This window comes from Pseudokordiimonas caeni (genome assembly GCF_026719705.1).
In the GTDB taxonomy this organism is placed as follows: domain Bacteria; phylum Pseudomonadota; class Alphaproteobacteria; order Sphingomonadales; family Kordiimonadaceae; genus Gimibacter; species Gimibacter caeni.
The window spans coordinates 151,945-177,028 of sequence record NZ_JAPPRR010000004.1 but is presented as its reverse complement, the minus strand read 5'-3'; the positions used below and the strand labels follow the sequence as shown (position 1 = coordinate 177,028).

Annotated in this window: 19 protein-coding genes; 8 read left to right on the top strand and 11 right to left on the bottom strand. The window is 61.7% G+C overall.

The annotated features are described in order from the left end of the window. The first annotated feature begins 12 nt into the window (after nt 1-12). Nucleotides 13-2,817: a phosphoenolpyruvate carboxylase gene (locus OU694_RS15695; protein WP_308911963.1), complete on the top strand. Its 2,805-nt coding sequence runs from the start codon at nt 13-15 to the stop codon at nt 2,815-2,817. A gap of 48 nt (nt 2,818-2,865) precedes the next feature. On the opposite strand, the gene def is transcribed toward OU694_RS15695, so the two are convergent. The 4 genes from def to OU694_RS15675 all read right to left on the bottom strand — a co-directional run bounded on the left by def (nt 2,866) and on the right by OU694_RS15675 (nt 5,686). After that, nucleotides 2,866-3,471, bottom strand: a complete 606-nt coding sequence (gene def / locus OU694_RS15690; protein WP_308911962.1) for a peptide deformylase — start codon at nt 3,469-3,471, stop codon at nt 2,866-2,868. 96 nt (nt 3,472-3,567) lie between these two features. Continuing rightward, entirely contained in the window at nt 3,568-4,983 is a 1,416-nt protein-coding gene (locus tag OU694_RS15685) for an amidohydrolase (protein ID WP_308911961.1), read from the bottom strand. Then, nucleotides 4,980-5,216 (bottom strand): DUF2842 domain-containing protein, encoded by a 237-nt coding sequence (locus tag OU694_RS15680; RefSeq protein WP_308911960.1) that lies wholly within the window; start codon nt 5,214-5,216, stop codon nt 4,980-4,982. Before OU694_RS15680 ends, OU694_RS15685 begins: the two co-directional genes overlap by 4 nt. Further along, a complete protein-coding gene (locus OU694_RS15675) occupies nt 5,216-5,686 on the bottom strand; it encodes an NUDIX hydrolase (RefSeq protein ID WP_308911959.1) in 471 nt (156 codons plus the stop codon). The genes OU694_RS15680 and OU694_RS15675 overlap by 1 nt, the downstream gene beginning before the upstream one ends. A gap of 67 nt (nt 5,687-5,753) precedes the next feature. Here OU694_RS15675 and OU694_RS15670 point away from each other — a divergent pair, with 67 nt between their 5' ends. Then, nucleotides 5,754-6,446, top strand: coding sequence for an SOS response-associated peptidase (locus OU694_RS15670; RefSeq protein WP_308911958.1), 693 nt, complete (start codon nt 5,754-5,756; stop codon nt 6,444-6,446). An 8-nt stretch (nt 6,447-6,454) separates the two neighbouring features. After that, nucleotides 6,455-7,258, top strand: coding sequence for an enoyl-CoA hydratase/isomerase family protein (locus OU694_RS15665; protein WP_308911957.1), 804 nt, complete (start codon nt 6,455-6,457; stop codon nt 7,256-7,258). Between the two features lie 3 nt (nt 7,259-7,261). Here OU694_RS15665 and OU694_RS15660 read toward each other — a convergent pair whose 3' ends face one another. After that, entirely contained in the window at nt 7,262-8,650 is a 1,389-nt protein-coding gene (locus tag OU694_RS15660) for a M20/M25/M40 family metallo-hydrolase (RefSeq protein ID WP_308911956.1), read from the bottom strand. Between the two features lie 96 nt (nt 8,651-8,746). On the opposite strand from OU694_RS15660, the gene OU694_RS15655 reads away from it, so the two are divergent. The 3 genes from OU694_RS15655 to ggt all read left to right on the top strand — a co-directional run bounded on the left by OU694_RS15655 (nt 8,747) and on the right by ggt (nt 12,723). Next, nucleotides 8,747-10,219: a flavin-containing monooxygenase gene (locus OU694_RS15655; protein WP_308911955.1), complete on the top strand. Its 1,473-nt coding sequence runs from the start codon at nt 8,747-8,749 to the stop codon at nt 10,217-10,219. 94 nt (nt 10,220-10,313) lie between these two features. After that, nucleotides 10,314-10,871 carry a PAS domain-containing protein gene (locus OU694_RS15650; protein WP_308911954.1) on the top strand — a complete coding sequence of 186 codons (558 nt, stop codon included), beginning with the start codon at nt 10,314-10,316 and terminating at the stop codon, nt 10,869-10,871. Nucleotides 10,872-10,977: 106 nt separating this feature from the next. Further along, entirely contained in the window at nt 10,978-12,723 is a 1,746-nt protein-coding gene (gene ggt / locus OU694_RS15645; protein WP_373460458.1) for a gamma-glutamyltransferase, read from the top strand. Between the two features lie 3 nt (nt 12,724-12,726). Here ggt and OU694_RS15640 read toward each other — a convergent pair whose 3' ends face one another. The 3 genes from OU694_RS15640 to OU694_RS15630 all read right to left on the bottom strand — a co-directional run bounded on the left by OU694_RS15640 (nt 12,727) and on the right by OU694_RS15630 (nt 17,664). Beyond that, nucleotides 12,727-13,182 (bottom strand): VOC family protein, encoded by a 456-nt coding sequence (locus tag OU694_RS15640; protein ID WP_308911952.1) that lies wholly within the window; start codon nt 13,180-13,182, stop codon nt 12,727-12,729. 111 nt (nt 13,183-13,293) lie between these two features. Continuing rightward, a complete protein-coding gene (locus OU694_RS15635; protein ID WP_308911951.1) occupies nt 13,294-16,440 on the bottom strand; it encodes an efflux RND transporter permease subunit in 3,147 nt (1,048 codons plus the stop codon). A 15-nt stretch (nt 16,441-16,455) separates the two neighbouring features. Next, nucleotides 16,456-17,664: an efflux RND transporter periplasmic adaptor subunit gene (locus OU694_RS15630; protein ID WP_308911950.1), complete on the bottom strand. Its 1,209-nt coding sequence runs from the start codon at nt 17,662-17,664 to the stop codon at nt 16,456-16,458. Nucleotides 17,665-17,911: 247 nt separating this feature from the next. Here OU694_RS15630 and OU694_RS15625 point away from each other — a divergent pair, with 247 nt between their 5' ends. Continuing rightward, complete coding sequence (locus OU694_RS15625; protein ID WP_308911949.1) at nt 17,912-19,429, top strand: PAS domain-containing sensor histidine kinase; 1,518 nt, start codon at nt 17,912-17,914, stop codon at nt 19,427-19,429. An 8-nt stretch (nt 19,430-19,437) separates the two neighbouring features. Here OU694_RS15625 and OU694_RS15620 read toward each other — a convergent pair whose 3' ends face one another. The 3 genes from OU694_RS15620 to purD all read right to left on the bottom strand — a co-directional run bounded on the left by OU694_RS15620 (nt 19,438) and on the right by purD (nt 23,482). Next, nucleotides 19,438-20,268 (bottom strand): sterol desaturase family protein, encoded by an 831-nt coding sequence (locus OU694_RS15620; RefSeq protein ID WP_308911948.1) that lies wholly within the window; start codon nt 20,266-20,268, stop codon nt 19,438-19,440. Between the two features lie 13 nt (nt 20,269-20,281). Further along, on the bottom strand, nt 20,282-22,093 hold the full coding sequence (locus OU694_RS15615; RefSeq protein ID WP_308911947.1) for a potassium/proton antiporter: 1,812 nt from the start codon (nt 22,091-22,093) through the stop codon (nt 20,282-20,284). A 105-nt stretch (nt 22,094-22,198) separates the two neighbouring features. Then, complete coding sequence (purD, locus tag OU694_RS15610; protein ID WP_308911946.1) at nt 22,199-23,482, bottom strand: phosphoribosylamine--glycine ligase; 1,284 nt, start codon at nt 23,480-23,482, stop codon at nt 22,199-22,201. A gap of 111 nt (nt 23,483-23,593) precedes the next feature. On the opposite strand from purD, the gene xseA reads away from it, so the two are divergent. Further along, nucleotides 23,594-25,072, top strand: a complete 1,479-nt coding sequence (gene xseA, locus OU694_RS15605; RefSeq protein WP_308911945.1) for an exodeoxyribonuclease VII large subunit — start codon at nt 23,594-23,596, stop codon at nt 25,070-25,072. The last annotated feature ends 12 nt before the right edge of the window (nt 25,073-25,084 follow it).

Genomic DNA, 25,084 nt, shown 5'->3' with positions numbered 1-25,084 from the left:
GAATGAGAGCCAATGACCGACCGAACCTTGTCTGCCGTCCTGATGCCGGTCGCCCCCGATGCCAGGGATGATCGCAACGCCTTTCTGACGCCTGCCCGCGCGCTTGCCGCCCGCATGATCGACGGCAAGGCGGGCCTTGCCGATGTGCATGCCGAACTGCGTGGCCTTGGCCGCCAGCTTCTGAAAGACCGGCTGGACCGGCTGAAGGGCCAGTGGACAGCCAAGGGCCGCAGCGCCAACGAGAAACGCATCAAGGACCTGATCCGCGGCCTAGCGCATGACGCCGATGGCAAGCTGCTGCCCTATGACGCCTTTCAGGCCCTCTTGGAGCGCGAGCTTGGCGGCTTTGTTATCACCGCGCACCCGACCTTCAACCTGTCGGCCGAAGCCGCTCGTGCGGCGGTGCGCTACCTGAAAGGCGAGGCCGACGATATCCCGCGGCTTGATCGCTATCGCTCGCAGCGCAGCCCCAGCCTTGACGAGGAACTGGCGGCGTCCGAGCGCGCCAGTCTCTCGATCCGCCGGGCGATCCGCCGGGTTAACCGGCTGGTGCTTGGCGTGGCGGCGGAGCTGTATCCCGCTGACGCGCGGCTGCTGGCGCCGTCTTTCGTGTCGGTTGCCAGCTGGGTCGGGTTCGACCTTGATGGCCGTACCGATATCGGCTGGTCGACGAGCCTGAAATTCCGCTGCCGGTCGGCGGTTGCAGGGATCGACGAGCTGACTACTTATTTCGGCAGTGTCGAGCAGGAACTGGGCGCCGGGCTCGAAAGGCCGGTGGCAGCGGCCATCGCGGCCGTCAAGAAAGGCCTTGGCGACTTCCGGGGCTGTTTCGCTGACGGGATCGAAAAGCTTGAAACTCTGAAGGACGACATGCCGGCGCTGAACCGTGCCGCCCTCGGCCGCCGGGCCATCAAGGAAGCAGCGCTTGCTTCGATCAATGCCGCCCTTGAGGTGCTGGTGACGGCCGACCTGCCGGCCAAGGCGCATCTGGAGATCGCAGCCTTCCGGGCAGAATGGCGCCATGTAGGGCTAGGCCTCACGCATATCCATTTCCGGCTGAATGCGGAACAGCTTCATAACGCCATCCGTAGCGAAATCGGGCTCGACCGTGCGCCGGACCGCAGCGGTACACGCCGTCATTATCTGTCGGCCATCGCTGGGCTACTTGAATCCATCGAACCCGCCAATGTTCATTACGGAACCGTAGCGGCCGAGCAGACGACGGCGAAACGGTTGTTCATGCTGGCTGCCCAGTTCAAGAAGCATTTCGATGGCCGCACGCCGATCCGCTTGCTGATCGCGGAATCGGACACGCCCTTCACGCTCCTGACCGCGCTTTATTACGCGCGCCGCTACGGGGTGGAAGATCATGTGGAAATCTCGCCGCTCTTTGAAACGGCCATCGGCCTGCAGCGCGGCGACCGGGTGATTGCCGAAGTGCTCGATAACCCGCACTTCGTGGATTATATCCGCGCGCAGGGGCGCTTCTGCGTGCAGCTCGGATTCTCCGATTCGGGACGATTCATCGGGCAGCCGGCGGCGTGCCTTGCCATCGAACGTTTCAAGCTGCGCCTTGTGCGTCTGTGGAAACGCCGGGGCCTCGGTGACGTGCAGCTCTTGTTCTTCGATACCCACGGCGAATCCATCGGCCGGGGTGCGCATCCGGCATCGCTCAAGGACCGTTTCCTCTATACCCATCCGCCACGGGTGCGCGAATTCCTTGACGATATGGACGTGCCGCACAAGCACGAGGTCAGCTTCCAGGGTGGCGATGGCTATCTGTGGTTCGTCGATGAAGACACCGCCTTCAACACGCTCACCGATTTCCTTGATGTGCGCCTGTCCCCTGTGAAAGCCGAGGGAGATCCATTCTATGATGACAGCGGCTGGGCGCTCGATTTCTTCCTGACGCTGAAGGAATATCAGGATCATCTGGTGGAGCATCCGGGCTATGTCCGCCTGCTGGACCAGATGGGGCCGAACCTGCTGTTCCCGACAGGCTCCCGTGCCACCAAGCGGCAGGCAGCCGAAGGGCAGGTCCCCCGACTCGAGTCGGTTTCACAGATTCGCGCGATTCCGCACAATGCCATGCTGCAGCAGCTGGGCTATATGGTGAACAGCGTGGCGGGCTTCGGTATCGCCGTGTCGCGGTCGGCCAGCCGCTTTGCGGAACTGCACGAGAAATCAGACCGGCTGCAGCGTGTGACCGCGCTGGTGGTGGCGGCCCTCGACCGCTCCAACGTGCATGCGCTGGATGCTTACCTGTCGCTTTATGATCCCGGCTACTGGCTCGATGTGGCGGACATTGAGGCCGGTGATCATGGCGGCGAGCGGCGCCTGTCCCGGGCGCTTGAAGGCATGGGCGGTGGCCCCCACATCGGTGCGCTGATCCGCCGTTTGCGCCGCGACGAGGGCGAACTGCGCGATGCGCTGCCGATGTTCGAGGGGCATTCCGCGAACCCGCAAACCACGATGGCGCAGCTTCACATGTTGCGGCTTGCGCTGATGCATTTCGTGTTCCTGAAGGCGATGGAAGTGCCGCGCTTCTCGACGCGGCTCAATGTCTCGCTCGACGAGCTTGTCGAACGTCTGCTGCACATGGATGTGCCTGCCACGATCCAGATGCTGAAGGATATCTTCCCCGCCACCACGAACGGCGACAGCGACGCCGATTTCGGCGAACCTTCAACCGACAGCAGCGAACGTGCGGGCTACAAAAAGGAACGCGCCACGATCTTCGAGCCCATGCGCGAAGCCTATGAGCTGATGCTTGATATCACCGGCCTCATTGGCCTCGAGATCGGCGCCATCGGCTGACCCTTAAAAGACTGACGCCGGGGATTGCCCGGCGTCAGTGTCTTGATCTCAGTGATTGCAGTTCGGCCCGTGCACATGGCCATGATCGTGGTCATGGTCGTGATCATGGTCATGCCCGCAGCCGGGGCCATGCACATGGGAGCCGCGCGCCAGGCGCTTCATATATTTCTGCATGCGGGTGATCAGGAGGTTGCGCTTCACAGGCTTCAGGAGGTCAAGGTAGGACTTGCCCTCCAGATAATCCATCTCATGCTGGATCACGGTCGCGAGGAAGCCATCAGCTTCTTCCACAACCATTTCGCCATCGAGGTTCGTATAGGCGACCTTGATGGCCTTGGGGCGCGCGATTGGGGCTTCGATGCCGGGATAGGAAAGCGAGGCTTCCACCACTTCCTGAAGCTCGTCCGAGGCCCAGACGATCTCCGGGTTGATGTAGGTTTTGGGTGCTTTCACACCGTCGTCCTGCAGGTCGATCACGAAGATGCGCTCCGAGCGGCCAACCATGGGGCCGGCAAGGCCGAGGCCGCGGGCGTCATACATGGTCTCCAGCATGTCGGCGGCAAGCGCCTTCACAGCGTCATCCACCACAGGGATGGTGGTGGCAGGCTTTTTCAGGACCGGGTTCGGGTAGAAGGCAAGTTCAAGAAGTGCCATGGGGGAAACTCCGTATGCGATGCGCGCGGGCACATGCGTGTTCGAATTTCCCCCTCCTGTACGCGCTATAGCGGGCGCGTGCAATGGCTATAAGCGTCAGTCGCGGTAGTTCAGGGCCGGCGGGCGGTCCCCGAGAAGGGCTTCATATTTGAAGTCTTCGCCGCGCTGTTTTTCAAACTCGGCCTTGGCTTTTTCGCGAAGCTCGGGGTTCGTATAAAGCTCTGCCGCGACTTTGGCGAGCGTCTTGGCGGCAACGGTGGCACCCTTGTAGCCGATCGACATGCCGCTTGCGGCAATGGCCTGCCACGAGTGGGCGGGCGTACCCGGAACCCAGGTTGCGGTGCGGATGCCAACGGTCGGTACGGTCATCGAAACGTCGCCAACGTCCGTCGATCCGCTCGACCGCGTGGTGCCATAGGGCAGGACTTCGCGGGCGCTATCGAGGCTGATATCGGCGCCTTTCAGCGTCGCATACAGGGTTTTGGCGAAGGCCTGTTCCTCGGCGTCGTAGGTCACGCCGCCGACTTCACGCATCTTCTCGTCAGCCACCTGGGCCAGCGTCTCGTTGATCAGAAGGGCATGGGTGCCGCCAACGATTTCATAGTCGACCGTGGTGCCGGTGCCCATGGCAGCGCCATTTGCAGCCGCGACAACGCGGTCGAAAATGTCTTTCACCACCTCGGCATCCGGGTTGCGGACATAATAATAGACCTCCGCAAAGTCCGGGACCACGTTCGGGGCCGAGCCGCCACGAGTGATCACATAATGGATGCGGCTTTCCTCGGGCACATGTTCGCGCATCATATTGACCATCATGTTCATGGCCTCGATGCCATCAAGTGCGGAACGACCTTTTTCGGGTGCCGCTGCAGCGTGCGCTGAAAGGCCGTGGAAGCGGAACTTGGCCGACTTGTTGGCGAGGTTCGAACTTGCCGAGGTCATGTTGCGGTCGCCGGCGTGCCAGTGCAGTACGAAATCGACGTCATTGAAAAGGCCCGCGCGGACCATATAGACTTTGCCCGAGCCACCTTCTTCAGCCGGGGTGCCATAAAGGCGGATGGTGCCGGGCGTGCCCGTTGCCTTCAGCCATTTGGCAACTGAAATCGCAGCTTCTACCGAACCCGCTCCAAAGAGGTTGTGGCCGCAGGCATGGCCCGCTTTCTTTTCTTCCAGAATGTGGCGCTCGGGGCTCGCATCCTGACTGATGCCGGGCAGGGCATCGAATTCGGCGAGGATGGCGATCACCGGCCCGCCCGAGCCGTAAGTGGCCTCAAAAGCGGTCGGGATATCGGCAACGCCCGCTTCGACCTTGAAACCGGCCTTTTTCAGCGCGTCCTGCAGAAGCTTGCTGCTTTTGGCCTCCTTGTAGCCGACCTCGGCATAGTCCCAGATCGCGCGCGACATCTTGGCGATATGATCATAATTGACGGCGCCATCCGGCGTGGCATCGGCGGCCATGCAAGGTGCTGTGAATACGCTGGCGGCGAGCGCCAAGGCTGTCAGTTTTCTCATTCGATTTGTCCCCCATTGGATTGGTTTTTGGATTGTGCCATCCAGATGAACAGTCGGCGGACCGGGAAGATCCACGCGATCCCTGCGATGGCATAGTAGATGAACTGGATCAGGACATGCCAGTCGTTCATCAGGTCGCCGATGGCGGCGGCGCCGAAGGCATACAGCATCAGGCCGAAGATCAGCACGAGCGTGCCGATGGCATTGCGGCTGCTGGGGCGGGTCGGTTCCATCAGGCTGCCTCATTCTCGAAACCGGCGGGTAGGGCAAGCCCCCGTCGCCGGGCCGCGAGCGCGATCACGCGCCGCGTTTCGGCCCATTTGAGCCGCCGGAAGGCTTCTTCAAGCGGCAGGAAAGCTGCTTCCACAGCATCGTCTCCTGCTTGCGGCTCTCCCGCGGACACTTCGGCCATATAATCGACAAGGGTATAATGGAAGCGCGGCTTGCCGCCTTCGCCGGGTTCGATGAAATCGACGACATCGATCAGCTCGCCGACCTTTACGGCAAGGCCGGTTTCTTCCTGCACTTCACGTGCGGCGGTCATGCGAGTGCCTTCGCCCAGCTGCTGGCGGCCGCCCGGAATGCTCCAGTCGCCTTCCTTCGGCGGTTTGCCCCGCCGGATCAGCAAAACCTCGCTGCCGCGGAAGGCCACAACACCCACCGCAACCACCGGCCGTTCGGGATTTTCCCGTGCGTCTGTCAAAGCTTGTCTTCCCCTCGTCTCAGGTCGGGCCCTATACTGGTTCGCGATTGACAAGGAGGCAAGGCTGATGTGCGGCCGTTTCATTCTGACTTCGCCGCTGGATGCCATTCGCGCCGTTTTTGCCGTGGAGGCAACGGCCAATATCCCCGCGCGCTACAATATCGCGCCGAAGCAGCCAGTGCTGGTGGTGCGGCATGACGAAAAGGGCATCCCGGAGCTTGTGGCGGTCGAATGGGGCTTCGTGCCCGAATGGATCAAGGAGCCAGCGAAGGAGCCGGTGATCAATGCCCGGATCGAAACGGTTGCAGCCAAGCCTTATTTCCGTGCCTCCATCAAGCGCAAGCGCTGCCTTGTGCCGATGAACGGCTGGTATGAATGGAAAATCGAAGGCGGGCGCAAACAGCCCTATCTGATCGCACCTGCGGACGGCAGCCTGATGGCGTTTGCCGGTGTCTGGTCCACCTGGCATGGCCCGCAGGGTGAACACTGGCTGGAGACGATGGCGATCCTGACGGCCCCGGCGACCGGCCCTTTGTCAACCATCCACCATCGCCGCCCGATGGTGGTGGCGCACGCCGACCATGAGGCGTGGCTCACGACCCATGATCCCCTGCCGCGCCGCTTTCTGGAAGACTTCCCCTTTGTGGGAGAACGGGCGTTCGATGTCCGGCCGGTTTCCACCCGCGTCGGCAATGTACGCTTCGACAGCCCCGAATGCCTTGACCCGCCCGAACACGAGCGCCAGGCGAGCCTTTTCTAGGTGATAGTATGACGAACCTGAACGATCCCGCTTCCCTTATACATATCCGCACGGATGGCCCGATTGGCTGGCTGATGATCAACCGGCCGGACAAGCGGAACGCCATGACGCAGGCCATGTGGGAGGCGGTGCCGAAGGCCGCTGCGGCGCTTGACGCCGATCCCGCCGTTCGCGTGATTGTGGTGGCGAGTACCTGTGATATGGCTTTTGCCTCGGGCGCCGATCTCGCGGAACTGAGGGATATTGCGGAGCATCCCGAGCGGCGGGAGGCCAACCGAAAGGCGATCCGAAACGCACAACGAAGCCTTGCTCGCACGGACAAGCCGACCATCGCCATGGTACGCGGTGCAGCGATGGGCGGTGGCTGCGGGCTTGCCATCCACTGCGATTTCCGATTTGCCGGTACGGCTGCGCGCTTCGGTATTCCGCCTGCGAAGCTTGGGCTTGTCTATCCGCTGAATGACACTCGGGAACTTGTCAATCTTGTCGGCTTCTCTGCGGCACGCCGCATGCTGATGACCGCAGAGGTGATCGATGCGCGCACGGCGCTTGCCATCGGCCTTGTCGATAGTGTGCATGACAATGAAGAACTGGAAGGCGCAGTGCTCGCCTTCGCCGGCCGGGTTGCTGCCAATGCGGCATCATCGGTGCGGGGTATCAAGAAGACGCTGCGGCTGATCGCCGACGGGCAGGTGGATGATGATGCGGTCACCGCCGCCATGTTCCTCGATGCGCACGATAGCGCCGATGCCGCCGAGGGGATTGGCGCCTTCCTCGAAAAGCGCCAACCCGAGTTCAAGTGGAACGGCTGAGCTTCAACCGCCGACGCGCTTCAGAAGATCGTACCAGTAAGCGTTCGACTTGAAGAAGGAACCGACAGGCACGCGCTCATCGAGCCCGTGGGAGCGGTCATCATCAGGCCCGAGGAAGAGGCCCGACACGCCATAGGTCGGGATACCTGCAAGGCGCGACCATTTGCCGTCCGTCGCATAAGGAGCCATGTAAGGCGTGATCTTCACCCCCGGATACTGGGTGTGCAGCGATGCCGTGATCATGCCCATCACATCGTCGCGCAGCGGCGACACCGGGCTCGGCGCCGGCTTGTCGAGCACGGTGACCTCAATCGCACCATTATCAATGGCCTTCTCGATCCTGCCTTTCACCTCGGCGACCGTTTCACCGGGGAAGACCCGGCAGTTGACGGTGCCGACCGCTGACTGCGGCAGCGCGTTTTCGGCGTGGCCGCCTTTGAGGAGCGTCGGGATACAGGTGGTACGGGTGATGCCGACATAGGACGGGTATTTCCAGATCACGTCGGCAGCTTTCTTGTCCGTCGGGTCACTGGCGAAGGCGGCAAGTGCCTTGCCCAGTTCGCCGCCCTCGCGGGTGGCCATTTCCTTCATGAAGGCGACGGTCGTGTCGTTATGCTTCAGCGGGAAGCGGTAAGCCTTCAGTTTCATGATCGCGGCCGCCAGATCGTAGATCGCATTGTCATCGCGCGGCTGCGAGCTGTGGCCGCCCGGATTGCGGGCGGTGAGCGTGAAGCTCATGTAGGTTTTCTCGCCGGTCTGGACACCTGCGCCGAGCGGGTTGCCATCGGCATCCATCGTGCCGCCGCCGCCATCGGTGTTGAGGGCGAACTCGGCGTTGGTGAGATCCAGATGCTTCGTGTAAAGCGCCTCGGTTGTCGCCATATGAGTTTCCTCGTCGCCGGAGAAAGCGATGATCAGCGTGCGGTCGGGCGTATAGCCCTCAGCTTTCAGGCGCAGGAAATTGTGGGTGAGGACGGTGACGCCTTCCTTGTTGTCCATCGTGCCGCGGCCATAGAAATAGCCGTCTTCCTCAATGAGGGTGTAGGGGTCGCGCTGCCAGTCTTCGGGCAGGGCCTCGACCACATCCATGTGCGCCATCAGCACGACGGGCTTCTGGGTGGAGTCGCTGCCCTCATAGCGGACAACAAGGGCGGCGGTATCGTTCGGCATTTCCAGATAGTGGACGTCATCTGCCGGAAAGCCGCCTTTGACAAAACGATCAGCCAGCATTTTGGCGAGCGGACGCATGCCGCCCCGGCCTTCGACCGAACGGAAGCCCACCACCTCCTTATAAAGATCCACCACTGCCTGTTCGTTCGCGGTGCGGTCAGTGGCGAGGGCCATTGGTGAGGCCGCAGCCATAAGCAATGCGGAAATCAGAATTCGTTTCATTTTTTCACTCCCATCCATTAGGCGTGACTATAGGCTGTGGCCAACGCGGGGGAAGCGGAAGTTTCAGCAGTTCGGATGGCGAACGTGGGGGATCGGATGGGAAGTGAAGCGCTGGATAGCATAGAGGTTGCCGTTGTCGGCACGGGCTTTGGCGGCATCGGTATGGCCGTGCGCCTTCTGGAAGCCGGATACCGCGATATCGCGGTTTTCGAAAAGGCCGACAAAGTGGGTGGCACCTGGCGGGAAAACACCTATCCGGGATGTGCCTGCGACGTACCTTCGCACCTCTATTCCTTTTCCTTCGCGCCCAATCCCGATTGGTCCCGCATGTTTTCGGGCTGGCGGGAGATTCGCGACTATATCGAGGACGTGGCGCGCCGGTTTGGCGTGATGGAGCGTATCCGGTTCGGACACGAACTGACGGCCGCCCGTTTCGACGAGGCGACAAGCCTGTGGCACCTCACTTTCGGAAATGGCGAAACCGTCAAGGCGCGGTATGTGGTTGCTGGCCTCGGGCCGCTGCATGAACCCGTGGTGCCCGACCTGCCGGGGCTCAAGGAATTCAAAGGGCCGGCCTTCCACTCCGCCCAGTGGCGCCATGATGTGGACCTGACGGGCAAGCGGATTGCTGTGATCGGCACGGGCGCGAGCGCCATTCAGTTTGTGCCCCAGATTGCGCCGGGCGCGGGGCAGGTTGACCTCTATCAGCGCACGCCGCCGTGGGTGATGCCGAAGCCAGACCGGGAAATCACCGCTTTTGAAAAGTGGATGTTCCGCACGCTGCCCTTCACCCAGCGCCTTTGGCGTTACTGGCAATATTGGACCTACGAGATGCGCGGCATCGGCTTTGTGCGCAGGCCGAGCTTCATGGAACGTGCCCGCCGCATGGGTGAGGAGCATATCGCCGAGCATATTGCGAACCCCGAGCTTCGCGCCAAGTTGACGCCGGACTATCTGCCGGGGTGCAAGCGCATCCTGATTGCCAACGACTATTACCCGGCCTTGGCGCGGGATAATGTCTCGCTTGTCACCGAAGGGATCGACCGGATCACGGCAGAAGGGATCATCGGCAAGGACGGCGTGCTGAGGCCCGCCGATGTGATCATCTTCGGCACCGGTTTCGAGGCCGCCGAACCCTTCCACAAGGGGCTTTTCGCTGGTGTCGGCGGGCGCGATATCAAGGATGTGTGGGCCGAAAAGGGCGGGGCGGAAGCCTACAAGGGCGTCACGGTTGCGGGCTTCCCGAACCTGTTCCTGCTGGCTGGTCCGAACACAGGGCTTGGCAACAATTCGATCGTCTTCATTCTGGAAGCGCAGATCGGCTATATCCTCGATTGTCTCGCCGAAGCGAAGGCGCGGCGCGCCGGGCGTATCGAGGTCACCGACACGCGTCAGGCAGACTATAACCGCGAAATTCAGGAAATGATGAAGCGCACTATCTGGATGACCGGTTGCAACAGCTGGTATCTGAACGCGAATGGCAAGAATACGACGATCTGGCCCGGATTCAGCCTCCAATACCATCTCAGAATGAAAGAATTCGAGGCGGCCGACTATAACTGGTCGTAGGTCTCGGACAGATAGTTACAATTTTAGGAAATTTACACTCTATTAACGCTCCCTCACAGATACTCGAAAGCAGGGTCGAATAGGGTGAGCGTTCGTGGCAGTGCTGAGCCATTTCAGGGAATTCATCGCCTATTGGCAGGAACTGCGAGGCGACAAGCCGGTGCCGAGTCGCGCCGACTTCCGTCCCGTTCGTGTGCGCCATCTGCTGCCCCGTATGATCATCGTCGAACGCGACGAGGCGGGCGAGTTTGTCGTGCGTCTTGCCGGTACCGAAATTGTCGAGCGTCTCGGCGAAGAAATCACCTATCGCAACTTCTTCAAGAATGGCAGCCATCTCGAGGAAGATATCGGCGTTCTGAAAGATCTCTATGACAGCATGCTCAGCTGGCCGATGGGCCTGACCGGCACCCGCGAATGGGTGACCGACACCGAGACCTATGATAGCCATTTCCTTCATCTTCCCTTCTCGCACAAGGAAGGGAAGCCCAACGAACTGATGATCCTTCTGCATTTTGATATTCCCTACAGCACCGCGCTGACCAACCCGGTCGCCCGGATCGGGGACGTGCGCGACCGCACGCTGGTGGATCTGGGGCAGGGCATCGATCCCGCTTACGCATCGATGCCATCCGTACAGCTTATTCCCGCCTGAGCCTGCACACATTGCCGCTAGGGACTGGACGAACCGGCCTTGACCGTTATCATGCGGCATCTTGCCCATGACGAAATCAGTTCCCCGGGGGAAATCCATGTCTTTGATGCGCGTCCTTTTTGTCCTGCTTCTCCTGCCTTTCTGGTCGGTTGCTGCCATCGCGGCAGACGGCGATACGCCGATCATCGATTATACAAGCCGCTTCCATCCGGTTCTGGCCGAGCGTGGCATGGTGGTGTCGCAGGAAGGACATGCCAGCGAAGCGGGGCTTGAAATCCTGAAGGCAGGAGGCAACGCGGTCGATGCAGCAGTCGCCACCGGGTTTGCGCTCGCGGTGACACACCCGCAGGCGGGTAATATCGGGGGCGGTGGCTTCATGATGGTTTACCTGAAAAAGGAAAACCGGGTGATCGCCATCGACTACCGCGAAATGGCACCGGCCCGCGCGCATCGCGACATGTTCCTGAATGCGGCGGGCGACGTGGACACACAGCTTACCTGGTTCAGCAACAAGGCGTCCGGCGTGCCCGGCACTGTGATGGGCATGACCGAGGCACTGGCAAAATATGGCACCATGCCGCTGAAGAAGGTGATGGCGCCGGCTATCCGGCTGGCGGAGGACGGCTTCCCGGTGAGCTATGCGCTGGCGGATTCGCTGGCGCGCTACCAGAAGCGCCTGACCGCCGACCCGGCGACCGCTCGTTATTTCTTCAAGGCAGATGGCAGCCCCTACCGTGCGGGCGAAATCCTGCGCCAGAAGGATCTGGCAAAGACGCTGAAAACAATCGCCGAGAAGGGTGCCGCCGGCTTCTATGAAGGTGCGGTTGCCGACAAGCTTGTTGCCACGATGGAAGCGAGCGGCGGCATCATCACCCATGCGGACCTGAAGAATTACAAGGCCGTGGAACGCACCCCGGTGCGCGGCACCTACAAGGGTTATGAGGTCGTTTCCATGCCGCCGCCATCCTCGGGCGGGGTGCATGTGATCCAGATCCTCAATATCCTTGAAGGTTATGATCTGAAATCGATGGGCCATGGCAGTGCGGCCTATATCCATCGCCTGACCGAAGCCTTCAAATATGCCTATGCGGACCGTTCGAAATATCTGGGGGACCCCGATTTCTTCGATGTGCCGGTCGAGGCGCTGACCGACAAGGCCTATGCCGCCGCGATCCGTGCAAAGATCGATCCCGACCATGCCACGCCGTCGACCGAAATTTTGCCGGCCGAGAAGCTGCCCTACGAAAGCCCGCAGACGACGCATTATTCGACCGCCGACCGTTGGGGCAACATGGTTTCGAACACCTATACGCTGAACTTCAGCTACGGCAACGGCCGCTCGGTCGACGGCGCCGGTTTCCTTCTGAATAACGAGATGGACGATTTTTCGGCAAAGCCCGGCGTGCCGAATGCTTTCGGGCTTCTGGGCGGCGAGGCGAACGCCATCGAGCCCGGCAAACGGCCGCTTTCCTCGATGACGCCGACGCTGGTGTTCAGGAACGGTGAGCCCTACATGGCGACCGGCAGCCCCGGCGGTTCCACCATCATCACCGTGACGCTGGAAACCATGCTGAATGTCATGGAATTTGACATGAACATGATGGAGGCGACCGCCATGCCGCGCATCCATCATCAATGGTATCCCGACCGCCTGCTGATGGAGCCCGGCCATTCCATCGATACGGCCCGTATTCTCGGCCAGATGGGGCATCAGGTGAAGGGTGTGCTCGATGAAACCGAAAGCTGGGACCGCGTGCTCGGCTCCACGCAATCGATCCTGCGCCGTCCGGATGGCGTGCTTGAGGGGGCCGCTGACCCGCGCCGTCCGGGCTCGCTCGCAGCCGGCTTCTAGGGTTCAGGCGCCGGGCGGGTTTCTGAGCCGCTCGGCAAACCACCAGAGATGACCTTCGGGGTCCTTGGCGCCGTAGCCCTTGTCGCACCAGTATTCGGGGCCGTAATCGCTGACGGTGGGCTCCATCACGATCTCGGCGCCAGCTGCCTTGGCGTGCGCATGGTGTGCGTCTACATCGGGCACATGCAGCATGATCGTCTGGGTATTGCCGCCGGCCTCCTTGGGCGAGACAAACGGCACGCCGAACCGGTTGCCTGTCAGCTTGCTGTGGCTGCAGACCATGATGATGGCCTCGCCGTAGGTCAGTTCAGCGTGGATGATCACCCCCGGCTTGTCGCCCTCCACCTTGATCTTCAATTTGAAATCGAAGGCCTTCATCAGCCAGTCGATCATGGCTGGTGCGTCCTCATAAAAGACGGACGATGACAGGCGTGGCCAATCTTTCGGTGCGGGTTTCATATCCGGTCTCCCCCTTGATCGCTGCGGCGCCAGCCTAGCATGGGGCGGGCACAATGAAAAACCGCCGCGTCCGGGTGGGCGCGGCGGTTTCCTGTTTCGTCTGAGTTCGGCTTATTCGGCCTGAACCGGATCCTGCGCCTCAGGCGCCGGCTTGCGGCCGATCAACATGAAGAACAGGGCCTTCAGCTTGCGGCCGATCCAGCGGAAGCCTGCCTTCACATCCTCCCCGATGATGAGGAGCGACGGCACGCAGAAGAGCGTGACAAAGAAGGCGATGGCCACCCCGAACACGAGGGCGATCACGACCGGCTTCAGGAAGGCCGCCTGGATCGATTCCTCCAGCATCATGGGCGCAAGGCCGATGATGGTGGTCAGCGTCGTCAGCAGGATCGGACGGAAGCGGGAAACTGCCGCTTCCACGATGGCCTGTGCCGGTTTCATGCCGCGTTCAACGAGCTTGTTGAAATAGTCCAGGAGCACGAGGTTGTCGTTCACCACCACGCCGGCGGCGGCCGCTATCCCGAAGTAGCTGAAGATCGCCATGGTCGTTCCCGTTGCCATGTGGCCGACGATGGCGCCGACGATGGCGAAGGGAATGGCGATCATGATCACCACCGGCTGGAAGTAGCTGCGGAACACCACGGCCAGCAGCATATACATGCCGAAGAGGGCCATGGTGTAGAGGCTCATCACCTCTTCCATGAAGCGCGCTTCACCCTCAGCCTGGCCCACCGCACCGGTCTTGATCCCCGGATAGCGCTTTTCCCAGTCAGGATAGAAGTTCTTCTCGAGATCTTCCATGATCTGGCCGCGGATATCCTCGGTCAGGTCGGCGCTGATGCGGGACGCACGGCGGCGGTCCCGGCGGTTGATCTGGCTGATGCCCGGCGCGAACTCGAGGTCGGCAACGGCCAAGAGCGGCAGTTCGCGGCCATCGGTGGTCCGCACGCGGAAATCCTTCAGGCTTTCCATGTTGCGGCGGCTGGTCAGCGGATAGCGGACCATCACCCGAACGTCCTGGCCGTCACGTGGCAGGCGCTGGACTTCCTCGCCATAGTAAGCCTGACGCACCTGGCGCGAGACATCGGCAAGCGTGAGGCCGAGCTTTTCAGTGCCGGGCTTCAGGTGGATGCGGATTTCCTCGCTCGAGTCCCGGAGGTTGTCGCGCAGGTTCACAAGGGCCGAGTAACGACGCAGGTAGGTCACGAGATCGGCCGTCGCATCCCGCAGGATTTGAAGATCCGGGTGGCTGACCGAGATTTCAAAGTCCGGGTCGTTGTTGCCAAGCGTGAACTGAACCGACACGGCTTCTGCGTCCGGAATTTCACCGATCAGTTCCTGCAGGCGTTCGGCAGCCTGTTTGGCCGACATGTCGCGCTTTTCAGGCGGTGCCAGCTTCACGATGGCGATCACATTGTCGCGGCGGGACCGGGTGTACCAGTTCTCCACGATTTCCTTTTCGCCGCCCGAAGCCTTTTCGACTTCGTCCACAAGGGCCTGCTCGGCCGCTTGCAGCCTGGCGAGGATTTCAAGGGCGCGGCTGTAGGGCGTGCCGTCCGGCAGGTCCACATTCACGACCACTTCCTCGGCCTCGATATCGGGCATGAAGCTGGTTTTCACCCAGCCCGTGGCGAGAAGGCCGAAGCCGATCATAACCACGACAACGAAGCCGGCGAAGGTGACATAACGGTTGCGCACGGCCCAGTCGCCGAGGGGGCGATAGAAGGTGTGCGCGCTCGCGATAATGCCATCCGACACGCGTTTCTGCATCAGGCTGAAGCCTGCCGCATGCTCGCGTGGCTTCAGTTTCGACAGGTGTGCCGGCAGGATGAACAGCGCCTCAACAAGCGAGAAGGTCAGCGCCAGAATCACCACCCACGTGATGTGGCGGGTGAACTCGCTGGTGCCGCCCGAAAGGAAGATCCACGGCAGGAAGGCGATGATGGTAGTGAGAACCGCACAGATCACCGGCTTGGCAACCAGCTGGGTGCCAAGAACAGCAGCGGTGATCCCGCCACCGGTGCGGTGCGATTCGGTATGGATGCTTTCGCCCACCACAATCGCATCGTCGACGACGATACCGATCACCAGAAGGAAGGCGAAGGTGGACAGCATGTTGAGCGAGATACCGACCGCCGGCAGCAGCACGAAGGCCCCTGCATAGGCGGTGGCGATGCCGACCGTCACCCAGAAGGCCACAATGGGCCGCAGGGTGAGAAGAAGTACGATCATCACGAGCGCCAAACCCTGCAGGGCAGAATTGACGATGGTGGTCATGCGGCCGTTGAAATCTTCGGCCGCGTCGGTCCACAGCGTCATCCGCATGCCAGTGGGCAGGCTGTCGGAACGGTCCTTGATCCATTTGTTGACGGATTCGGACGCCTTCACCACATCCATCGTTTCAGTGGTCATCACCTGCAGGAGGACCGCAGGTTCGCCGTTGAGGGTGGCGAGGATTTCCTCTTCTTCGAAGCCGTCAACCACCTTGGCAACATCGCCCACGCGGATGATACCGCCGTCTGCGGTCTGGCGGATGACGATCTTGTCGAAGTCATGCTCGGTATCCGCCATGTTGCGGGTGCGGAGCGTGTTGGAGCCGGCCTCGGTGCGTACCGAGCCGAGCGACAGGTTGATCGAGTTGCCGCGCACGGCATCGGCCACTTCGGCAAAGCTCAGGTTATAGCGGCGCAGCGCTTCCTCGCTCACCTCGATCGACACTTCCTCGCGGCGGGTGCCAAAGAGCTCGACGAGCGACAGGCCGGGCAAGCCCGCCATTTCGCGGCGAAGCTTCTCGGCGGTGCGTTTCAGTTCGCGTTCGCCCACGTTGCCATGCAGGGCCACGCGGATGAATTCATTGCGGTTCACCCACTGGCGAACCTGCACCTGATCCATGTCACGCGGGAAGGTGGCGATGGAATCAAGCCGCAGCTTCACGTCATTCATGAACTGGGTGAAATCCACCTTGCTGTCGGCAAGGATATAGATGCCGCCGAAGCCTTCGCTGGCCGTGGACTGGACCCATTCGATATTGTCGAGGTCGCTGATCGCTTCCTCGATACGCATGACGATCTGTTCTTCAACTTCCTGCGGCGCAGCGCCCGGCCAGGAAACCTCGATCTCGAGCCCGGAGAACAGGACCGTAGGATCCAGTTCCCGTTCCATGCGGCTGTAGCCAAGGATGCCGGCGATAACGAGGCCGATCATCAGGAGATTGGCGGCTACCGGGTTACGGGCCCACCATTCAATCAATCCATTCATGATGCTTTCCCCCTATCAGCGCGATGCGACAGTAGTGGATTCTGCAGCCGACTCGTTTTCGACGGTGCGAATGATGGGCACAACATGCATGCCATCGAAGGCCGAATGCACGGGCGACACGACAACGCGTTCACCGGGTGCGACACCTTCGGATACAAGCAGCGTGTCCACGGACGTGGAAACGATCTCCACCGGGCGGATTTCAAGCTTGTCGTCCTTGTTGATGACATAGACCTTGTCTTCACCGCGAAGTGCCACGCGGGGCATCACAAGTGCCGAGCGCGAATGGGTGCCGGCGATTTCAGCGTTCACAAACAGGCCAACCGCCAGCGGCATGCCCATATCGGCGCTCTTGCCATAAGGGTCCTGAACTTCGGCGACGGCGTAGATGAGGCGGGTGTCCTTGTCGACATCGGCGAGCGTGCGGACAAGCGAACCTTCCCAGATATGCTGACGACCGCCAAGCGTTGCCGACAGGGTGACGACAGGCGCCGGATTGTTGGCGCTGGCGTTGAAGCCGATGGGCAGGCCAAGCTCGGCGATCTGGCTGTCGGTCAGCGGCAGCTTGATCTCCACGACATCGGTGGCGAACACACGGCCGATGGACGTGCCGGCGTTGACCACCTGGCCGACGCCGATATTGCGGGCAATCACGCGACCGCTGAAGGGTACGGTGATGCGGGTGCGGCTGAGGGCTAGCTGGGCTTCGGCAAGGTCGGCCTCAGCAGCGCGGAGCTTGGCTTCGGCTTCCGCCACCTGCGGCTTGTTCAGCGCGAGCGGCGTGGGTTCACCATCCTTCACCCAGTCTTTCCACTGTTTTTCCTTGATTTCAGCATCTGCCAGTTCCTGATCCAGCTTCACGCGTGCCTCGGCGATGCGGGCGCGGGCGCGGGTCACGGCAAGCTCATAGTCTGCAGGATCGATCTGGACGAGAACGTCGCCGGGGCCGAAGGTGCCACCCGCCGCGAAGGCATCCGCAACCTTCACGATGCGGCCCGATACTTGCGGGATCAGGTCGATCTGCGTTTTGGCGCTGACTTCGCCTTGCGTTTTCACGCCGACGGTCACGGTCTCAGAGCGCACCTCATCGACATAAAGCGACGTGGGGCGGGGCTTGTCTTCGTTCTTTTCGGGTTGCGGCTTGGTGGCATCCAGAACCTGAAATGCTGCCACACCAGCCAGCAGCACCGCGATAGGTGCCGCGACTTTGAGAATCTTCCTCACTGTGTCCTCGCTTTCGCTGTTGCGGACCCTTTTTGGGCCCTGTTGTTTATGTCAGCAGGTATATATCAAATCTATATACATGTCACGACCAAATCTCGGGTCGGCGCTATATCGGATCGATGTATAGGCAGATACTGCCGTCGCCATGTTCGTGCTTCCCTTGAACTGCAAGTCTTTCTATGATGTTGCGATGGGTGGTTGCAATTTTCGAAACCGCCCCCGCGCCAACCCTTTCCGGGGGAGTATCGTGTCGATCGAGTTGGAATTCAGAGACGGTCTCGCCGTCCTTCTCGATTCACTTGCTGAAGGCATTCTGGTCGTGTCGGAAGATGCGGTGCTTTTTGCCAACGGGCGCCTTTACGAAATTCTGGGGCTTCAGGCTGGTGCGCGGAAACCGGCCGATGTGGATCTGCGCCGCTGGGTCCACCCCGAAGACGCTGATGGCCTGCATACCATCCTGTCGCCGGACGGGCGCGACAGCGATGGCGGCTTCCATGAAATCAGGGTGATTGATGGCGACAACCGCCTGCGCTGGCTTTCCTGCGGTCCGCGCGCTACGCACTGGGGTGGCCGCAAGGCCGTCGTCTGCAGCATCACGGATGTGACCGAAACAGTGCAGGAGCGTGAAGGACGGGCGCGCTCGGAAGCCCTGTTCCGCAATGTCTTTCGCCTGATGCCCGACGCCATGTCCCTGTCGAGCCTCAAGGACGGCCGGTTTCTGGACGTGAATCCCAGCTTTCTGAATGTCCTTGGCCGCAGGCGCGATGATGTGATCGGCAAGACGGCCGAGGAAATCTGCATGTGGGCCGACCCCATGTTCAACAGCCGCTTCTCGGAAGAGCTGAAGATGACGGCTTCGATGACCGATGTGCCGGCCACGGTGCTGGCGCGCGGCAATGTGATCCGCCACTTCCGCCTGTTCGCGCAGAAGATTGAAACCGCGCCCGAGCCGGTGTTGCTGCTGATCGGCCGGGATGTGACCGAAGATATTGTACAGGCACAGGAACTGGCCCGCAGCCGCGACACGGCAGAGATCGCCAACCGCGCCAAGTCCGAATTTCTGGCCAACATGAGCCACGAACTGAGGACGCCGCTCAATGCCATCCTTGGTTTCTCGGAAATCCTCGCCGAACAGATGCTGGGGCCGATCGGCATGGCGCGTTATGCCGAATATGCCCGCGATATTCACAACAGCGGCACCCACCTTCTGTCCATCATCAACGATATCCTCGACTTGTCGAAGGTGGAGGCTGGCCGGCTCGAGGCGTCGCTTACCTGGATCGATCCGGTCGAGAGCTTCGATCTTGTGACGCACCTGATGGAACAGCGCGCCGAAAACGGTGGTGTCACGCTGGTGCGCGACATTGACAAGAGCCTCTATGTCGAGGCGGACGAAAGGCTGTTCCGCCAGATATGCCTCAATCTTCTGTCAAACGCCGTCAAATTCACCGAGCCCGGCGGCACTGTGACCCTGAAATTCGAACGCACGCTCGGCCGGGGCGCCGCCCTTATCGTGGAAGATACCGGCGTTGGCATGACGGCGGACGAAATCAGGGTTGCCAAGCGGCCCTTCGGACAAGTGGACAGCGGCCTTGCCCGCAATCATGAAGGCTCTGGCCTCGGCCTGCCACTGGTGATCGCCTTTGCGGACAAGATGGGGGCTACGGTCGGGATCGACAGCGTGCCGCGTGTCGGCACCTCGGTCAGCGTCGTTTTCCCGGGCGACAAGGTGAAGCCCAAGAAATCCAAGCACGAACAGCAGTAGGCCGACAGTCAGACCTCTTTCGGGCGACGCACGGCCAGCGCACGGCCCCATGTCTTGAAGGGATGGGCCAATTGCCCGGACACACCCTTGCCAGCAGCTTCTGTCACGCCGAGGGGATCGCGGCAGGGGCCCGGCACATAATAGGTGCCGAAAAGCTGGTCGAAGATCGAGAAGACAGTCGCGAAATTGCTGCCGACACCTTCGCCTTCACGCACATGATGCCAGCGGTGCATTGCGGGCGAGACGAAGAAGCGCCCGAGCGGGCCGTAGGTCCAGGGCAGGTCGGCATGGATGAACATGCCATAATAGTGCCGGACAAGGCTGTTCGCGACAACGGCCCATGCCGGAAAGCCGAGGGCAGCCAGTACAAAACCGTCGATCAGGGCGGTGGTCAGGCGGTTCACCGGATGAAAACGGAAGATCGCGAGGAAGGTCATGGCGCGGTCGCTGTGATGCATGACATGCGCGGGCCAGAGTAGCCTGCTGTGCTCCAGGCGGTGCCGGAAATAGCTGGTCATGTCGCCGATGAAGATCGCAAGGAAAGCGGTCAGCGGAATGCCGATCAGCGTATAGGTTTCGGGAGCAAGGCCCGGCACCATGCCTTCCGGCATTGCCAGGCGCATCCGGTACAGCAGCACCGCGATCAAGGGGGTCACAAACAGTATGTCGAGGATGAAGACGGTGAGGTTGAACCGAGTTTCTTCCCGCAAGGGGGCGAGCCCGGCACGCAGCGTGCGGCGGTTGAGAAGGAGCCCGAGCGGCACGAAGAAACAGGCCGCCATTAGCAGGTCGAGCGTCGCGCCTTCCAGCCGTTCCCATCCTGCAATCATCAGGTCCATGTGGTGCCTTGCCTTACTTGTCCTCGCTGCCGCGCTGTTTGCGCCGGGCCGTGAGGTTTGCCTTCAAGCGGTCTAGCAGGCCGTCCTTAACAATCGGTTTAGGGGAAAGGTCGTCCGCATCGAGCGACAGGCCGACTTCGGTGATGCGGTGGCGTTCGTCCACTTGCCGGACGATCAGGTCCACCGGGCCGTAGGCGACCCTGTCGGCGCGTTCCAGAAGGCCGTGATGCTCGCGCTTGATGGCGCCCGCCACTGTCATTTCCTCGTCACCCTTCTTGAGCGGGAAGCCATAAAGCCGGGCAACATCGGCAAGCAGCGCTTCGGGCGACAGGATGAAGTCGCCGAAAAGATCACGGTCGTGGTCATCAGCGGCGGGACCGGCGAAAAGCTGGTCCAGAAGCCCGGCGCGGCCGGGTGCGGTGACGACATAAAGGTGATCGCCCGCCTTGATGTTGCCCGCCATGTGCGATTGCAAGAGCTGCCGGTCGCGCAGGATAAGGGAAGGCATGGCCCAACGCGGGATCGTCTCGCCCTTGGCGACCCTGCTTTGCGGATGAACCTTGTAGACAAGGATTTCCTGATCGGTTTCAACGGGCAGGGGCAGGTCGATCCGCTCCACAGGGCCTTCGCGCGGCGGCACCGTCACCTTCAGCCAGCGGGCCACGGGGCCGATGCTCCAGCCCTGGATGGCAAGCGACGCCATCACCACGATGAAAGTGGCGTTGAAAACCATCTGCGCACCTTCGATGCCAGCGAGCAGCGGCACGATGGCCAGCAGGATCGATACCGCCCCGCGCAGGCCTACCCACGACATGAAGGTGATGTCAGCCCGACTGAAATCGAAGAACCACATGCAGGACCAGACGGCCACAGGGCGCGCCACAAAAATCAGGATGATTGTCAGGACAAGCGCGGGGATGAGCACGACGCCGAATTCGGACGGTGTGGCCAGAAGCCCGAGGGTCAGGAACATGCCGATCTGGGCAAGCCATGTGGTCACGCGCTGGAACCGGCGCAGCGACCCGGCGTTCCGAAGCGGCACATTGCCGGCATAAAGCCCGGCCACATAAACGGCAAGGAAGGCACTGCCGCCAAGTGTGCCGACAAGCCCGAACAGGGCTAGCGCCGAGCCCAGAAGCACGATGGGATAAAGGGCCGCATCAAGCTTTACGCGATTGACAAGCTCGACAATCACAAGCCCGCCGCCGACGCCCAGCGCGATGCCGAAGCCGATCTGCTGGAACAGGATCTGCACGAAGCTCCATGCCGTGTGTGCTTCGCCCGCTGGCGCGGCAATCAGCTCCACCAGCATGACGGTGAGGAAGATGGCCATCGGGTCGTTCGAGCCGGATTCCACCTCGATGGTGGATTGCATCCTGTCGCGCAAATGGATGCCTCCCAGCCGCAACAGGAAGAAGACGGCAGCGGCGTCCGTCGAGCTGACAATCGCGCCACAAAGGAGAGCGAGAAGCCAAGGCAGATCAAACAGATAATGCACCGCTGCGCCCATGATGCCGGTGGTCAGCAAGACCCCCGCAGTGGCAAGTGTGATAGCGGGCGTGGCAGCGATCTTGAAGCTCGCGAGCTTTGTTTCAAACCCGCTGTCGAACAGGATCAGCGCGAGCGCGATGGAGCCGATAAAATAGGCCGTCGCCGCATTGTCGAACTGGATGCCGAGCAGCCCGTCTTCGCCCGCGAGCAGGCCGACACCAAGGAACACAAGCAACAGCGGCGCGCCGAAGCGCGAGCTGAAGAGGCTCGTGAACACGGCGATCACGATCAGAAGCGATACGACAAGAATGCCAATGTTGATGGCGTCGATCATAAGGCCCCGGCTGTTCGGTCACGGGCCGCTTGCGCCTGATGCTTGGCGGCCTCTTACCTTATGATCTACCGGGCATTTGCGGTGCGCGCAAATGCTATCGGTGGCTCAAGCCTCGCCGCGTTCCCGCGCTACTGCCCGCCAGCCAATGTCGCGGCGGCAGAAGCCTTCGGGCCAGTCGATGATATCGACAGCGGCATAGGCCTTGGCTTGCGCATCGGAAACGGTTTTGCCGGTCGCTGTTACGTTCAGCACGCGGCCGCCGGTGGCCAGCACATGGCCGCCTTCCGCCTTGGTGCCGGCATGGAAGACATGGGCGCCGGTTTTGCCTTCGGCTTCCGCGATCCCTTTGATCTCGCTGCCTTTCTGGTAGGTGCCGGGGTATCCCTTGGCGGCCATCACGACGGTGAGGGCGGGGTCATCCGACCATTCAACAGCAGCGTTCGAAAGATCGCCGGTGGCGACAGCCAGCAGGAGCGGCACGATGTCGCTTTTCATGCGGGTCATCAGCACCTGACATTCGGGATCGCCGAAGCGGCAGTTATATTCAATGAGTTCCGGGCCCTTGTCGGTGATCATCAGCCCGGCGAAGAACACACCGGTGTAGGGATGGCCCATGTCGGCCATCGCTTTCACGGTCGGCTCTATGATTTCCGCCATCACGCGGTCGCACAGGGCAGGCGTCATCACGGGGGCGGGGCTATAGGCGCCCATGCCGCCAGTGTTGGGGCCGGTGTCGCCGTCGCCCACGCGTTTGTGGTCCTGCGCGGTGGCGAGCGCGAGGGCAGTTTTGCCGTCGCAAAGCGCGAAGAAGCTGGCTTCCTCGCCTTCAAGGAAGGCTTCAACTACGACCTCAGCGCCTGCGTCGCCGAACTCGCCGCTGAACATGTCGTCGATGGCTTCAAGGGCTTCCGCGAGCGTCATGGCGACGATCACGCCCTTGCCGGCTGCGAGGCCATCCGCCTTGATCACGATGGGGGCGCCTTGTTCGGTCACATAGGCGCGGGCCGCAGCGGCATCGGTGAAGCGCTGGTAGGCGGCGGTCGGGATATTGTAACGGGCACAGATATCCTTGGTGAAGCCTTTGGAACCCTCAAGCTGGGCGGCCGCTTTGGTGGGGCCGAAGGCTTTGATGCCCGCAGCGCGGAGGTCATCGATAAGGCCGGCGACCAGCGGCGCTTCGGGGCCGACAACGACCAGTTCGATGGCCATTTCGCGGCAGAAAGCGATGACGGCTGCATGGTCGGTCACGTCCAGATCGGCTTTGGTGGCGACGGCATCGATCCCGCCGTTGCCGGGGGCGGCATAAAGCGTATCGACCATCGGGCTCTGGCGGATTTTCCAGGCAAGGGCATGTTCCCGGCCGCCCGATCCGATCAGAAGAATATTCATATGCCACCTCGCCAGACTTAAAGCGCCCGGCAGGCCGCGCCGGGCTTGAAATGCCGGCCCCTTGTAGCATAGGTTCACCATCACTCAAGCCTTTAAGGGGGAACGGTAGCAATGGGATACGATGACGAAGGCTGGGGCGGCCAAGGCGCGGAAAACGCGACGAATGCCCATGCCTTCACCGTTTCCGAGCTTTCGAACAATCTGAAACGCACGGTCGAGGATATTTACGGCCATGTGCGGGTGCGCGGCGAGCTTTCGGGTGTCAAACGCGCTGCCTCCGGCCACCTTTATTTCGGCCTCAAGGACGAGAATGCGGTGATGGACGGCGTCTGCTGGGCGGGGCAGGCCCGCAAGCTCGCCTTCAATCCGGAAGACGGGCTTGAGGTCATTTGCACCGGCAAGCTGACAACATACCCCGCGCGCTCGAAGTACCAGATGGTGGTCGAGAAGATGGAGCCTGCGGGGGCAGGCGCCCTGATGGCGCTTCTTGAGGAGCGCAAGAAGAAGCTCGCCGCCGAAGGCCTGTTCGAGGTGTCGCGCAAGAAGCCCATCCCCTATCTGCCGCAGGTCATCGGGGTGGTGACGTCGCCAACGGGTGCGGTGATCCGCGATATTCTGCACCGGCTGAGCGACCGCTTCCCGCGTCATGTGATTGTCTGGCCTGTGCTGGTACAGGGCGAGGGGGCCGCAGCACAGGTGGCCGCGGCCATCCGCGGCTTCAATGCGATTGATGGCACTGGCGCTGTACCCCGGCCTGACTTGTTGATCGTGGCGCGCGGCGGTGGCTCCATTGAGGATCTTTGGGCTTTCAACGAGGAAATCGTGGTCCGGGCGGCGGCGGAAAGCGCCATTCCGCTGATTTCGGCGGTCGGCCACGAAACCGATACAACGCTGATCGATTACGCTTCCGACCTGCGCGCACCGACCCCGACGGGGGCGGCCGAGATGGCGGTACCGGTGAAGGCCGATCTGGATTACACACTCGCCGATTTCGGCAAGCGGCTGGCGTTCCAGCGTGGCCGGCTGATCACCGACCGGCGCGAGCGCCTGACGCATCTGGCCCGCGCACTGCCCAAGCCGCGCGATCTTCTGGGGCTCGCCAGCCAACGCTTCGACGAGCTTTCCGAACGCCTGCCGCGCGCCCTGATGGCGGTGGCGCGCATACAGGAATCGCGGCTGAACCGGCTCGTCGGGGCGCTCAGCCTGTCGTCGCTGAAGCAATCGATCCGCTACCGGAACGAACGGCTGACGAGTGTTTCGGCACGGCTCAACCCGGCCTATGCGACAAAGCTTGACCGGCTTGGCGAGCGGCTGGCAGCGCAAGGCCGAATCCTTGAAAGCCTGTCGTTCGAGCGGGTGCTGGATCGTGGCTATACGATGGTGACGGACGCAGGCGGCCATCCGGTGACGGCGGCAGCATCGCTCGCGGCGGGTGACCGTGTCGATGTGCGTTTCCGGGACGGGTCTGTTAGCATGCAGGTGGAAGGCGGCGAGGCGGGCGCAAAGCCCGTCGCTGCCCCGAAGCCGAAACAACCGGCCCCGGCGCCCCGGCGCAAGGAACCACCGGCCGGGCAGGGCAGCCTGTTCTGAAGGCTGGCCGCC